This is a genomic window from Streptomyces sp. NBC_01515 (genome assembly GCF_045040345.1).
Classification (GTDB): Bacteria; Actinomycetota; Actinomycetes; order Streptomycetales; family Streptomycetaceae; genus Streptomyces.
In genome coordinates, this window is record NZ_CP109416.1 from 7,754,661 (window position 1) to 7,768,114 (window position 13,454).

Here is a 13,454-nt window from a genome sequence, read left to right on the forward strand (position 1 = left end):
CCGTTGGGCTCCTCGCGGGAGGGGGCCGGACCCGCCCCGGCCGGGCGGTCACCGTGCGTCGCCCGAGAGCAGGGAGGCGAGGGGAAGGGTTGGGTGCGGCGGGGTGTGGGCGGCGGCGGCAGGGTCCGGGTCGCCGTCGACGGGGGCCAACAGGCATCCCAACGGCACGCCGAGGAGCAGGAATTGGGCGCCGGTGAGGTCGAGGATCAGGCCGAGTGTCGGTGGCGGGTGGTGCAGGCGCAGGGTGGCTCCGACTTCGGCGGCCTTCTGTGCCACGTGGAGGAAGACGTTGAGGCCGCTGCAGTCGCAGAAGGAGACGGGGGTGAGGTCGATGTCGAGGGTACGGATGCCGTCGCGCAGGCACTGGACCAGTGCCGTGCGCACCAGGGGGGCCGATTCCAGGTCGATCTCGCCGACCAGGGTGATCAGTGCCCGTTTCCTTCGGTCATGGCGGTAGACGGTGAGCTGCGTACGGGGCATGACGCCTCGGTTCGGGGGACCATCCGGCAACGGGCGTGGTGGCGACGGGAGTTCCGGCACCGAGGGCGCGCTGCCGACAGGGGGGCGTACGGGGATGCGCCGGGTGACGGACGAAGAATCCGCTCCCCGCGACCATCTGTGTCGAGCATCTGTACCGAGCTACGACGAGCCGCCGGGGTCTGGGACGTCCGTACAGCAGCATAGTCCTCGTGGCGGCGCGTGGGCGGTTCTCACAGGGAAGTACTGACGGCTGTCGGAGTTGGAGTCGGAGTAGATGCTCAGATCGCGGTAACTGGTGCTCGGCGGTGGGTGGTTGGCGCTGCTCACGGTGTTCCGTCGAACGCCTCGCGGAGTTCGGGCAGGAACGAGGCGAGGTGGTTCAGGTCGGCCGCGCAGTGGTGCAGCAGGGCGACCCCGAGCGCCTGGAGATCGGGCGCACCGGCGGGAGCGCGTCCGGCCGGCGGCTGGGCCACCGACGCGGGCGGAAGGGCACGGTGCCGCGTCGGGGGTGTGCGGCGGGGGAGCGGTCTCGGTAACGCGCTGCCGCATCGGGGGAGTTGGGGCCGATCAGGGGCTCCAAGCAGGGTCCGTCGCGTCCGTCGCGGGTCAGACCAGTCCCGCGTAGTGCACGGTCAGGGCGATCTGGACCCGGTTGGTGTGTTCCAGCTTGGTGAGGATGTGGGAGACGTGGGCCTTGACTGTGGCCACGCTCATGTACAGCTCGGCCGCGATCTCCGCGTTGGTCCTGCCCCGGCCGACGGCCACGGCGACCTCGCGTTCCCGGTCGCCCAGCCGGTCGAGGCGGATACGGGCCTCGGCGGTCTCCGGTCGGCGCGGGCCTGTCGTATCGCCGCCCTGGGTGACCCGGGCGATGAGCTGCTCGGTGACCGCGGGGGAGAGCACCGGCTCGCCCGCCTTCACCCGGCGCACGGCCGCGACGATCTCGGCGGGCGGGGTGTGCTTGAGCAGGAAACCGGCCGCGCCCGCACGCAGCGCACCGAGGACCTGCTCGTCGTCCTTGAAGGTCGTCAGCATCACGACGGCCGGTGCGCCGGGCCGGGCCCGCAGCAGCTCGGTCGCCTTCAGGCCGTCCACGCCGGGCATCCGGATGTCCATCAGCACCAGGTCGGGGGCGTGCTCGTCGACCAGGGCGGGCACCTCGCCGCCGTCCGCCGCCTCGGCCACGACCTCGATGTCGTCGGCGCCGCTGAGCATGAGGCGGAGTCCTGAGCGGACCAGCGGGTCGTCGTCGACGAGCAGCACACGGATCATGCGGGCCAGGGTAGCCAGGCCCGAAGCGCGTATTCCGCTCCGTCCCTGCCGTGGCTGAACCGGCCGCCCGCCAGCGCGACGCGCTCCGCGAGGCCGATCAAACCCTGCCCGGAACCCGGGACGCCGTCGCGCGGCCCACCTCGTCCGGCCGGAAGGGCGGGATGGACGGGATCGGCCGGGTTGGTCAGCTCCAGGATGAGCCCGTCGCCGGGGCCGCCCGACACCGTGATCCTGACCGGCGTACCGGGGGCGTGCTTCCTGGCGTTCGTCAGCCCTTCCTGCACGAACCGGTAGGCGGCGAGCCCGGCGATACCCGCAGGACCGCCATCGTCACCGCTGCTCGGTCCGACGCCGCCCATGTCGAGGTCGACCTTCATGCCCGCGTCCCGCGACTCCCTGACCAGCTCGGACACCTCGGCGAGCCCGGTCTGCGCGGGCCGCCGGGTTCCGGTGACGCCGTCCGCGGCCGGACCCCCGGCCGGCGACCGCAACACCTCCAGCACCACCTGCAGATCCTCCAGCGCCTGGTGCGAGCTCTCCCGGATCACGGCGGCGGCCCGCGTGGTCTCCTGCGCGGACGCCCCGGCATTGAACTCCAGCGCCCCCGCGTGGACGCTCAGCAGCGACAGCCGGTGGGCCAGCACATCGTGCATCTCCCGCGCGATGTCCTCCCGAGCCTCGCGCTGAGCCCGCTGGGCTCGCAACACCGCCTCCGCCTCGGCCCGTTCGGTGCGTTCGCTCAGGGAACGGACGAACAGGCCCCAGCCGACCGCGGCGGCGATCAGGACACCCAGGATCACCGCGTTGGCGATCGGCACCCCGGAGACGTAGGGACTGCTCAGGAAGTGGACGGGGATCGGCAGCAGTGCCAGCAGGGCGACGGTCAGGATCGTGCGCGGTGGCCTGAGGACGGCGACGGTGAAGAGCGCCACGATCAGGGGCACCATGGCCGGCGTGACGGTCGCGGCGAGGACCGTCACGACGGCGACGGCGGTCGGCCAGCGCCTGCGCCACCACAGCGCCCCGACGGCGACCAGGCAGATCGGGTTCACCGCCCAGGCGAACCTGAGCAGCAGCGGCGACGAGAAGACCAGCCGGTCGAACGGCCGGCTACCGGACCCCAGTCCCGGGCTCAGTGCCAGATCCCCCCTGACCTGCACCAGCGAGAGGGCAGCCGACAGCACCAGGGCCAGCACCACAAGGCCCAGGTCGATGGTCTTCTCACGCCGGTAACCGCTCACAAGCCACAAATGTAGAGCGACCGCCGCCGGACGCCGTACAGACTTTGGTCTAGAGACTTTGGTCGTACGCCGAGGCCGGAGCACCGACTTTGCGCCGAAGCCACCCATGGCCCGCCGCTCCTAGCGTTCCGGGAGTCGCACATCGCCTTGACGGAAGGCTCGGCCATGAAGAAAGCCGTGAAGAAGAATGACTGATCCGGCGCTGGAGGTGGTCGGCCTCGGCAGGCGCTACCGGCGTGGCTGGGCGCTGCGGGACTGCTCGTTCCGGCTGCCGGCCGGCCGTGTCTGCGCGCTGGTCGGCCCGAACGGCGCCGGCAAGACGACCCTGCTCTCGCTGGCCGCCGGTCTGCTGGAACCGAGCACCGGCACCATCCGGCTGGGCGGACACCCGGCCCGGTCCGCCGAGGCCCGGCAGCACACCGCGTTCCTCGGCCAGGAGAAGGCGCTCTATCCGCGCTTCCGGGTCTCCGACACGCTGCGTATCGGCCGCGAGCTGAACCCGGCCTGGCACCAGGAGACCGCCGAACGCATCGTCGCCGCCGGCAACATCCCGATGGACGCCCGGGTCGGCACCCTGTCCGGCGGCCAGCGCACCCGCGTGGCCTTCGCGCTGGCCCTGGGGAAACGCCCCCGGCTGCTGCTCCTCGACGAACCGATGGCCGACCTGGACCCGCTGGTCCGGCGCCGGATGACGGACCTGCTCATGTCCGAGGCCGCCCAGCACGGTTCGACCGTCGTGATGTCCTCCCACCTGGTCTCCGAACTGGAGGGCGCCTGCGACTTCCTGGTCCTGATCGACAACGGCACCGTCAGACTCGCCGGCGACGTTGCCGAACTCATCGCTGCCCACCGCACCGTCTCCGCCCCCGATGCCCACGCGGCCCGGCTGGCGAGACTCCCCGGCCAGGTGACCGTGGAGACCCGCAGCACGGGCGGTCGTACGACGGCACTGATCCGCCCGAGGGGCCCGCTCCCGGCGGAGAACTCCCCGGCCCTCCCGACCCTGGAGGACCTCCTGCTGGCCCACCTCCGGACGGACGACGTAACCCCGCTGATCACGCCCACGGCACGGGTCGGCGCGCGGCGCGAGGTGACCGTATGAGCGGGGTCCTGACCGTCAACCGCCCCTCGGCACCGCTCAGTTCGATACTTCGGCTACGGGGCCTGACCTGGCTGGTCTGGCGGCAGAACCGGCTGGCGTTCTGGATCGGGATCGGTGTCGCGCTCGCCGTGGCGGCGTACGCGATCGGGCGCCACCAGGAGATGACGACCGCCATCGCGCAGGGGCATCTGGACGCCTGCCGGGGCACCACCGTCCCGGCCGGCGACTGCTCCCACAAGCTCAACTCCTTTGCGCAGGCGTACCAGTTCCCGCTGCGCAGACCCCTCCAGGCCATGCTCGCGCTGCCGTTGGTCTTCGGCATCTTCCTCGGCGGCCCCCAACTGGCACAGGAGCTGGAGTCCGGCACGTACCGCACCGTGTGCACGCAGTCCGTCACTCAACTACGTTGGTTCGCGGCCAAGTTGCTGGTCCCCGTCGTCCTGACGACCCTGATCAGCGGCACGATCGCCGCCGCGATGACCTGGTGGTGGCGGCCGGCGGGCTCCCTGTTGGGCGGCTGGTTCCCCTGGTGGCAGTGGTACCCGTACGACGGCATCGGCCCGGTCGTGGTCGGCCTGTCCGTGCTCTCCCTGCTCATCGGCGTGACCGCGGGTCTGATCCTGCGCCGCACGGTCCTGGCGATGGGCGCGACGGTGGCCGTGAGCGCGGCGGTGATGTATCTGCTGGAGTCGGTCCGCGGGTATCTGCTGCCCACCACCCTGGCCACGGTCCAGCACCCGACCGGCACGGCAGCCCCGTCGAACGCCTGGGTGCTCTCCGAGGGTGCGACCGACGCGACCGGGCGCCACGTACCGGACCTGCCGAGCTGCTACGCGACCGACGACTACACCAACTGCCTTGCCCAGCACGGCAGAACGGGCCGCTGGGCGGAGTTCCATCCGTCGTCCCACCTGTGGCCGTTGCAGTGGGCGGAGACGGGCCTGTGTCTGCTGCTGGCGGCGGGGCTCGCGGGGCTGTGCGTCTGGTGGATCCGCCACCGCTCGGCCTGACCCGTCACCCACACCCCCAACACCCTTTCCCGCGTTCGAGGTTGAGGTACCCCATGCCCTTTTACAGGCTGAGTAGCAGCCGCATACGCCGATCCCGATTCCGATCCCGCCTGCTCATCGCCCTCGCGGCGGCCACGACCACTGCTCTCGCCGTGACACTGACACTGGCGTTGACGGTCACGACGTACGACCACACCTCACCCCGCGCCGCCCGGAACAAGGCAACGGGACCGGTGGCGGCCGGAACCGTCGACTGCCGCAAGGCGAAGTGCGTGGCCCTCACCTTCGACGGCGGCCCGAGTCCCACAACTCCCCGTCTCCTGGACATCCTTGAGCGGGACCATCTCCACGCGACGTTCTTCCTCCAGGGCAAGGGCCACATCGCGAAGTACCCGGAGATCATCCGCCGCATCGCGAACGAGGGCCACGAGATCGGCAACCACACCTGGAACCACAGGGTGTTGACCCAGATCGACGCGGCCGACGCCCGCCGGGAGCTGACCCGCACACAAGACGCCATCGAGCGGATCACCGGCACCAAGCCGGTCCTGATGCGCCCGCCCCAGGGCCGCACCAACCGTCAAGTGGCCAAGATATGCCGCGAGTTGGGCCTGGCGCAGGTGTTGTGGAGCGTAACGGCCAAGGACTACGAAACAACCGACTCGGCCCTGATCACCCGACGTGTCCTCGACCGGACCCACCGCGACGGCATCATCCTGCTCCACGACCTCCACAAGGGCACGGTCCCCGCGGTACCGGGCATCATCAAGGCCCTCCAGCAGCGCGGCTACACCATCGTCACGGTGTCCGAACTCCTCGCCCCGGCCAGGCCCCGGCCGGGGATGGTCTATCGCCCCTGAACACCCGCCCCTGAGGACCCGCCCTGAAGACGCGCTTCAGCACTCGATGATGTTCACAGCCAGCCCACCCCGGGCGGTCTCCTTGTACTTGACACTCATATCCGCCCCCGTCTCCTTCATCGTCTTGATGACCTTGTCGAGGGACACCTTGTGCGACCCGTCCCCCCGCATGGCCATCCGCGCCGCGGTGACCGCCTTCACCGCGGCCATGCCGTTGCGTTCGATGCAGGGGATCTGGACGAGGCCGCCGACGGGGTCGCAGGTGAGGCCGAGGTTGTGTTCCATGCCGATCTCGGCCGCGTTCTCGACCTGTTCCGGGGAACCGCCGAGCACTTCCGCCAACGCGCCCGCCGCCATCGAGCAGGCCGACCCCACCTCGCCCTGGCAGCCGACCTCGGCGCCGGAGATGGAGGCGTTCTCCTTGAAGAGCATGCCGATGGCGCCGGCGGAGAGCATGAAGCGGACCACGCCCTCCTCGTCGGCGCCCGGCACGAAGTTGATGTAGTAGTGCAGGACGGCCGGGATGATGCCGGCGGCGCCGTTCGTCGGGGCCGTCACCACGCGCCCGCCCGCCGCGTTCTCCTCGTTCACCGCCATCGCGTAGAGCGTGATCCACTCCATCGCGTGCGCCAACGGGTCGCCCTCCGCCCGGAGTTGGCGTGCCGACATGGCGGCCCTGCGGCGGACCCGGAGGCCGCCCGGCAGGATGCCCTCCCGCGACATGCCCCGCGACACGCACGCCTGCATCACGCGCCAGATCTCCAGCAGCCCGGCCCGGATCTCGTCCTCCGTGCGCCAGGCGCGCTCGTTCTCCAGCATCAGCGCGGAGATCGACAGGCCGGTCTCCTGGGTGAGGCGCAGCAGCTCGTCGCCCGTACGGAACGGGTACTTGAGGACCGTGTCGTCCAGCTTGATGCGGTCGGCGCCGACCGCATCCTCGTCGACGACGAAACCGCCGCCCACCGAGTAGTACGTCTTCGACAACAGCTCCTCGCCCGCCGCGTCGTACGCCCACAGCGTCATGCCGTTCGCGTGGTACGGCAGGGTTTTCCGGCGGTGCAGCTTCAGGTCGGAGTCGTAGGAGAACGGGATCTCGTGCTCGCCCAGGAGGCGGATGCGGCCTGCCTCCTTTATCTGCTCGACCCGTTCGTCCGCCTTCCCCACGTCCACCGTGCGCGGCGACTCGCCCTCCAGGCCGAGCAGCACCGCCTTCGGGGTGCCGTGCCCGTGGCCGGTCGCGCCGAGGGAGCCGTACAGCTCGGTGCGGACGGAGGCGACGGAGTCCAGGAGGTCCTCGTTGCGCAGCCGGAGCGCGAACATGCGGGCCGCCCGCATCGGGCCGACCGTGTGGGAGCTGGACGGGCCGATGCCGATCGAGAACAGGTCGAAGACCGAGATGGCCACGGTGACTCCTCAGAACGCAAGACGTGCGGGGTGGTGCAAGGGGTGGGACACCGGCGCGCACCTCCCAGTGTGCGCCGGTGTCCCCGACGGCGACTGCCGCCCGGTGGGCCGAACTACAGCCCGGGATACAGCGGGTACTTCTCCGCCAGCGCGGTCACGCGGGCCTTCAGACCCTCCACGTCGTACGACGGCTTGAGCGTCTCCGCGATGACGTCCGCGACCTCGGCGAAGTCCTCGGCCGTGAAGCCGCGGGTCGCCAGTGCCGGGGTGCCGATGCGCAGGCCCGAGGTGACCATCGGGGGCCGGGGGTCGTTCGGGACGGCGTTCCGGTTGACCGTGATGCCGACCTCGTGGAGCCGGTCCTCGGCCTGCTGACCGTCCAGTTCGGAGGTGCGCAGGTCGACCAGGACCAGGTGCACGTCCGTACCACCGGACAGGACGTCGACCCCTACGGCCTTCACGTCGTCCCGCACCAGGCGCTCGGCCAGCAGCCGCGCACCCTCCACGGTACGCCGCTGCCGCTCCTTGAAGTCCTCGCCCGCCGCGACCTTGAAGGAGACGGCCTTCGCGGCGATCACGTGCTCCAGCGGACCGCCCTGGAAGCCCGGGAAGACGGAGGAGTTCAGCTTCTTCGCGAACTCCTTCTTCGCCAGGATGATCCCGCCGCGCGGGCCGCCCAGCGTCTTGTGGGTCGTGGACGTGACGACATCCGCGTACGGGACGGGGTTCGGGTGCAGCCCCGCCGCGACCAGGCCCGCGAAGTGCGCCATGTCGACCCACAGGAAGGCCTCGACCTCGTCCGCGATCCGGCGGAACTCGGCGAAGTCCAGCTGGCGCGGGTACGCCGACCAGCCCGCGATGATCACCTTCGGGCGGTGCTCCTTGGCGAGCTTCTCCAGCTCGGCCATGTCGACCAGACCGGTCGTCGGGTCCACGTGGTACGCGACCACGTTGAACTGCTTGCCGGAGAAGTTCAGCCGCATCCCGTGGGTCAGGTGGCCGCCGTGCGCCAGGTCCAGGCCGAGGATGGTGTCGCCGGGCTTGGCCAGCGCGAACAGCGCGGCCTGGTTCGCGGAGGCGCCCGAGTGCGGCTGCACGTTCGCGTACTCGGCGCCGAACAGCTCCTTGACCCGGTCGATCGCGATCTGCTCGGCCACGTCGACGTACTCGCAGCCGCCGTAGTAACGACGGCCCGGGTACCCCTCGGCGTACTTGTTGGTGAGGACCGAGCCCTGCGCCTCCATGACCGCGACCGGAGCGAAGTTCTCCGAGGCGATCATCTCCAGCGTGGACTGCTGCCGGCGCAGCTCGGCGTCGACGGCCGCGGCGATGTCCGGGTCGAGCTCGTGCAGGGGCGTGTTCAGAACAGACATCAGGTGTACGACTCCTCAGCCGGCGGAAAACGCGGTGTACTCGTCGGCGGAGAGCAGGTCGCCCGGCTCCTCCGCGACACGCACCTTGAAGAGCCAACCCCCCTCAAAGGGGGCCGAGTTCACCAGCGAAGGGTCGTTCACGACGTCCTCGTTGATCTCGGTGACCTCGCCGCCGACGGGCGAGTACAGGTCGGACACCGACTTCGTCGACTCCAGCTCACCGCAGGACTCGCCCGCGGTCACCGTGGAGCCGACGTCGGGGAGCTGGGCGTAGACGACATCGCCGAGCGCGTTGGCCGCGAACTCGGTGATGCCGACCGTCGAGACGCCGTCCTCGGCGACCGACAGCCACTCGTGCTCCTTGCTGTAGCGCAGCTGCTGGGGGTTGCTCATGGCCTGAATTCTCCTGTACGCGGGGGAGTGCTGATGAATGGGGGACTACGGAGGACATCGGCGGACAGGGGCGATCCGCCCCGGGTCACAGACGTGACGCTACGACGACTGTCACTTCTCGCGCTTGTAGAACGGCAGCGCCACGACTTCGTACGGCTCGTGACTGCCCCGGATGTCCACGCCGACACCGGCCGTGCCCGGCGCCGCGTGCGCGGCGTCGACGTAGGCCATGGCGATGGGCCTGCCCAGCGTGGGGGAGGGGGCGCCGGAGGTGACCTCGCCGATCACCTGGCCGTCGGCGACGACGGGGTACCCGGCGCGCGGGACCCGGCGGCCCTCGGCGACGAGCCCGACGAGGACGCGCGGCGGCTGCGAGGCGGCCCGCTCGGCGGCGGCCTCCAGGGCCGTACGCCCGACGAAGTCGCCGTCCTTCTCGAACTTCACGACCCGGCCGAGCCCGGCGTCGAAGGGGGTGAGGGAGGTCGACAACTCGTGCCCGTACAGCGGCATCCCGGCCTCCAGGCGCAGGGTGTCGCGGCAGGACAGGCCGCACGGGATCAGCCCGACCGGCGCCCCGGCCTCGGTCAGCGCGAGCCACAGCTTCTCCGCGTCACCGGGGGAGACGAACAGCTCGAAGCCGTCCTCGCCGGTGTACCCGGTGCGGGCGATCAGCGCGGGGACGCCCGCGACCGTGCCGGGCAGACCGGCGTAGTACTTCAGGCCGTCGAGGTCGGCGTCGGTGAGCGACTTGAGGATGCCGGGGGACTCGGGACCTTGGACGGCGAGCAGCGCGTACGCGTCACGGTCGTCGCGGACGACGGCGTCGAAGCCCGCGGCCCGCTCGGTGAGCGCGTCCAACACCACCTGCGCGTTGGAGGCGTTGGCGACCACCATGTAGGTAGAAGATGCAGCCTCGGTGTCCGCCAGCCGGTAGACGATCAGGTCGTCCAGGATGCCGCCGTCGGCCCGGCAGATCATGGTGTAGCGGGCGCGGCCCACGCCCACGGAGGCGATGTTGCCGACGAGTGCGTAGTTGAGGAGTGCGGCCGCGTCCGGTCCGGTGACCGTGATCTCGCCCATGTGGGAGAGGTCGAAGAGGCCGGCCTTCGTGCGGACGGCGAGGTGCTCGTCGCGCTCCGAGCCGTAGCGCAGCGGCATGTCCCAGCCGGCGAAGTCGGTCATCGTCGCACCGAGCGAGCGGTGCAGCGCGTCGAGCGCGGTGCGGCGCTTCTCAGGGGTGGCGGTACTGCTCATCGGTCGGTCTCCCAAGGCATGACGGCGAGGTCGTTCCTCCCCATCTGTCATCGGGACCTGAGAGGTTCGCCATGACCGCACGCGGAACATGGGTTGCACCTTGGGTGGGACCACCGTCGCCGGCGGTCCGCTTTTCAGATGTGCCTCGCCCGCGCGGTAACGGGGCCTGAGAGATTCAAGGGAGGGACTTGCTCCTTCGGCGCCCCGGCAACAGCTGGCTGGGGACTCTCCCGCGCGGATTCAAGCGGCCGGTATGCAGTTAGGCGGGCACATCATCGCACAGGCTTTGTAACAGGCCTGTGGCCGGACGCGAACGGAACCGCGAGGCACCGTGCATTACCTTCTCTTTACGTTCAGTGGGGAGAACCTTTCCTGACCCCGCAGGGAGGACGATCACGGTGACAAGGACCACGGTGTACGCCACGACCTCGGCCGTAGCGCTGCCCGAGCAGCCCTCGGCCCCGGCCAGGGAGGCATGCCCGGCCCGCCCGGTACCGACCGTCCGCGATCTCCGCGAGCGCGGCGGGCACAGCCCGTACGGACTCCGCTTCGGCCCCCGCGACCTGGTCGTGGTCACCGGCCTGCCCGGCAGCGGCAAGTCCACGCTGATGCGGCGCGCGGTGGCGGGCGGCGACGGCGTCCGCGTCGACAGCCAGGACACCCGGGACCGCTGGGACGCCCACATGGCCGGAGTCCTGCCCTACGCGGTCTACCGCCCCCTGGTCCGCCTCGCCCACTACGCCGGACTGCACCGCGCGCTGCGTTCCGCGTCCGGAGCCGTCGTGCACGACTGCGGTACGCAGACCTGGGTGCGCGGCTGGCTGGCCCGCGCCGCCGGGCGCCGGGGCGGCGCGCTGCACCTGGTGTTCCTCGACGTCAGCCCGGACACCGCGCTCGGCGGCCAGCGCGAGCGAGGGCGCGGGGTCTCGCGGTACGCGTTCCTGCGCCACCGCAGGGCCGCCGCCCGGCTCCTGCGCGCGGTGGAGCGCGGTGATCTGCCCCGGGGCGTCGACTCGGCGGTCCTCCTGGACCGGGACGCGGCGGACGTGCTGCGCCGGATCGACTTCGCGGACTGAGCCGCTAGCCTTTTCAGCCACAGCAGGGTTACAGCAGGCGGTTTCACCAGCAGGCGGTAGGTAGATGGACTTCCCGGCGGACTTCCCCGGTCAGGCGTACCCCCACCCGCATCCGCACGGCGGATGGCCGGGCAACGAGCTGGAGGAGGTGCTCTCCGCGTCCCTCGGCATGCCCTCGGCCGGCGGCCGGATCGTCGAGGTGCTCGGCCGCAGCTTCGTCTGGGTCCCGCTCCCCAGCGGCGGCGGCCCGCAGAGCGGCCCCCTTGACCTGCCGACGCTGGACATCGAGGGGCAGGCGTTCGTCCCGGTCTTCAGCTCCGAGGAGCAGTTCCGGCAGGTCGTCGGCTCGCATCTGTCGTTCACGATCGCGCCGGCGGTGGAGTTCGCCCGCGGGCTGCCCCCGCAGGTCGGCATCGCGGTGAACCCGGGCGGCATGGTCGGCGTCCCGCTCCCGCCCCTCGCGGTGGCCGAGCTGTGCCGCATCGGCCGCACCGCCCTCGACGGCCCCACCAGTGGCGGTCGCGTCCGCCTCTTCGAACCCGACTGGCAGGACGACCCGGTCGACTTCCTCGCCGCCGCCTCCGCCGAGTTCGCGGCGCTCGGCGTGGTCGGCTCGGCCCGCCGCTGCCTGGCCTCGATCGAGACGGCCGCCCCGGTCATGTTCGTGGGCGTAGAACTCACCAACTGGGACGGCGACTTGAGAGCGGCCCCGATGGAGGCGTTGGCGCGGGCGCTGGGCCAGGTCACGGTCCAGTGGCAGGTCAACTTGGTCTTGTTGGACGTAACGCAGGACCCGGTGGCGGACTGGATGCGCCAGACGGTACGTCCTTTCTATACACAGGGTCACTGAGAGCGTCCCTTTAGGGGCGCGGGGCACGGCGCGACCAGCCACACTCGACCGGCACTCGCGAACGCACCACGGGCCCCCACCCCTTGGGCGCTTAAGCTGTTTCCAAACGCAGGCCAACTCAGGGCAACCAAGCAGAAGGGGCGGTACACGTGAGCGCCAGCGGCACCGCGACCGGCCAGGTCGAGCACATGCTGCGCCAGGTGACGCCCGGGCGCTACGACGCCTACGAGGCGCTCCTGCGCGCCCTCGCGACCCCCCACTCCGGTCAGATCTGGATGCTCCTGTGGCACGGCCAGTCCGGCTCCCCGGACGCCCAGTACGGAAACATGCAGGTCGACAAGTACGGCTACGCCCCCTGTGTCACCTCCGCCCAGGAACTGTCGGCGAGCGGCTGGAACCGCTCCTACGAGGTGGTCGACGGCCTGGATGTCGCCCGCACCCTCTACCCCGACCACTTCGGCCTCTGGCTCAACCCGCACGCCCCCGGCGGCGGCGTCGGCATCCCCTGGCTGGATCTCCGCCGGATCGCCACCGGCCTGGAGCGCCAGCCGGCCGGGCCCCTGCGGCTGTCGGAACCGGGCATCGAGATCCCGCAGTTCTACGCCACGCTCACGCAGAACGCCCACCGCACCCCGGCGGTCCGCGCACTGCGCCGCGCCTGGGTCCAGCCCGCGCTCGGAGCGCCGTATCTCGCGATCGGCCTGGACGTCTACGACACCAGTCCGCCCGCCGTGGACTCGGTGCGCGGCATGATGCAGCAGTCGATCGGCGCGGTCCCCGACGGGCTGCCGGTCTCGACCGTGGCGATGTCCGACGAGTACGACCCGGTCGCGCTCTGGCTGCGGGCCAACGCCCGCCCGTTCTACGACCGCGAGGCCCACGCGGCGCCCGCCCAGGCGGGTGGGTACGGATACCCGCCCGTCCGTGGTGGATACTGAACCCGCGAGTCCTCTTCTCAGCTTCTCCGCAGGATTTACGTCTACGACACTTTTCTTCGCGCGTAGACGGCGGTGTGGTGCCCCGAAAGACGCCGAATCTCCGTTCTGTCCCAAGTGCCCGGCGTCCGGGGGGCGTTACCCACTGTTCGGATAACGGAATCCCTAGTTAAGCATCACGGTTGCGCATACTTTCGCCGTCAG

The 13,454-nt window shown here is 70.8% G+C and carries 14 protein-coding genes and 1 riboswitch; of the genes, 6 read left to right on the top strand and 8 right to left on the bottom strand.

Annotated features, from left to right (window positions below; genetic code table 11):
- Positions 1-48 precede the first annotated feature (48 nt).
- From OG407_RS35170 to OG407_RS35185, 4 genes are all read right to left on the bottom strand, one after another.
- Positions 49-480, bottom strand: a complete 432-nt coding sequence (locus OG407_RS35170; protein WP_405863492.1) for an STAS domain-containing protein — start codon at positions 478-480, stop codon at positions 49-51.
- Positions 481-803: 323 nt separating this feature from the next.
- Complete coding sequence (locus OG407_RS35175; RefSeq protein WP_405863494.1) at positions 804-953, bottom strand: hypothetical protein; 150 nt, start codon at positions 951-953, stop codon at positions 804-806.
- Positions 954-1,086: 133 nt separating this feature from the next.
- Positions 1,087-1,752 (bottom strand): response regulator transcription factor, encoded by a 666-nt coding sequence (locus OG407_RS35180; RefSeq protein WP_365306787.1) that lies wholly within the window; start codon positions 1,750-1,752, stop codon positions 1,087-1,089.
- On the bottom strand, positions 1,749-2,993 hold the full coding sequence (locus OG407_RS35185; RefSeq protein WP_405863498.1) for a sensor histidine kinase: 1,245 nt from the start codon (positions 2,991-2,993) through the stop codon (positions 1,749-1,751). The genes OG407_RS35180 and OG407_RS35185 overlap by 4 nt, the downstream gene beginning before the upstream one ends.
- A gap of 187 nt (positions 2,994-3,180) precedes the next feature.
- Between OG407_RS35185 and OG407_RS35190 the strand changes: the two genes are divergently transcribed.
- Genes OG407_RS35190 through OG407_RS35200 form a run of 3 tightly spaced genes read left to right on the top strand, consistent with a single transcriptional unit; the run spans position 3,181 to position 5,965 of the window.
- The gene (locus tag OG407_RS35190) at positions 3,181-4,095 is read left to right on the top strand and encodes an ABC transporter ATP-binding protein (RefSeq protein ID WP_405863501.1); all 915 of its coding nucleotides are present in this window, start codon (positions 3,181-3,183) and stop codon (positions 4,093-4,095) included.
- On the top strand, positions 4,092-5,105 hold the full coding sequence (locus tag OG407_RS35195; RefSeq protein ID WP_405863503.1) for an ABC transporter permease: 1,014 nt from the start codon (positions 4,092-4,094) through the stop codon (positions 5,103-5,105). The genes OG407_RS35190 and OG407_RS35195 overlap by 4 nt, the downstream gene beginning before the upstream one ends.
- A gap of 53 nt (positions 5,106-5,158) precedes the next feature.
- The gene (locus OG407_RS35200; RefSeq protein ID WP_405863505.1) at positions 5,159-5,965 is read left to right on the top strand and encodes a polysaccharide deacetylase family protein; all 807 of its coding nucleotides are present in this window, start codon (positions 5,159-5,161) and stop codon (positions 5,963-5,965) included.
- 36 nt (positions 5,966-6,001) lie between these two features.
- On the opposite strand, the gene OG407_RS35205 is transcribed toward OG407_RS35200, so the two are convergent.
- The 4 genes from OG407_RS35205 to gcvT all read right to left on the bottom strand — a co-directional run bounded on the left by OG407_RS35205 (position 6,002) and on the right by gcvT (position 10,389).
- Positions 6,002-7,369 carry an L-serine ammonia-lyase gene (locus tag OG407_RS35205; protein ID WP_405863507.1) on the bottom strand — a complete coding sequence of 456 codons (1,368 nt, stop codon included), beginning with the start codon at positions 7,367-7,369 and terminating at the stop codon, positions 6,002-6,004.
- 113 nt (positions 7,370-7,482) lie between these two features.
- Complete coding sequence (gene glyA / locus OG407_RS35210; RefSeq protein WP_405863509.1) at positions 7,483-8,742, bottom strand: serine hydroxymethyltransferase; 1,260 nt, start codon at positions 8,740-8,742, stop codon at positions 7,483-7,485.
- Positions 8,743-8,757: 15 nt separating this feature from the next.
- Positions 8,758-9,135 carry a glycine cleavage system protein GcvH gene (gcvH, locus tag OG407_RS35215; RefSeq protein WP_019058529.1) on the bottom strand — a complete coding sequence of 126 codons (378 nt, stop codon included), beginning with the start codon at positions 9,133-9,135 and terminating at the stop codon, positions 8,758-8,760.
- Between the two features lie 111 nt (positions 9,136-9,246).
- Complete coding sequence (gene gcvT, locus OG407_RS35220) at positions 9,247-10,389, bottom strand: glycine cleavage system aminomethyltransferase GcvT (RefSeq protein WP_405863511.1); 1,143 nt, start codon at positions 10,387-10,389, stop codon at positions 9,247-9,249.
- Positions 10,390-10,533: 144 nt separating this feature from the next.
- Positions 10,534-10,632: riboswitch (glycine riboswitch) on the bottom strand.
- A 149-nt stretch (positions 10,633-10,781) separates the two neighbouring features.
- On the opposite strand from gcvT, the gene OG407_RS35225 reads away from it, so the two are divergent.
- The 3 genes from OG407_RS35225 to OG407_RS35235 all read left to right on the top strand — a co-directional run bounded on the left by OG407_RS35225 (position 10,782) and on the right by OG407_RS35235 (position 13,253).
- Complete coding sequence (locus OG407_RS35225; protein WP_405868784.1) at positions 10,782-11,465, top strand: AAA family ATPase; 684 nt, start codon at positions 10,782-10,784, stop codon at positions 11,463-11,465.
- Between the two features lie 64 nt (positions 11,466-11,529).
- On the top strand, positions 11,530-12,315 hold the full coding sequence (locus OG407_RS35230; RefSeq protein WP_405863513.1) for an enhanced serine sensitivity protein SseB: 786 nt from the start codon (positions 11,530-11,532) through the stop codon (positions 12,313-12,315).
- Between the two features lie 149 nt (positions 12,316-12,464).
- The gene (locus OG407_RS35235) at positions 12,465-13,253 is read left to right on the top strand and encodes an enhanced serine sensitivity protein SseB C-terminal domain-containing protein (protein ID WP_328678906.1); all 789 of its coding nucleotides are present in this window, start codon (positions 12,465-12,467) and stop codon (positions 13,251-13,253) included.
- Positions 13,254-13,454: the final 201 nt, after the last annotated feature.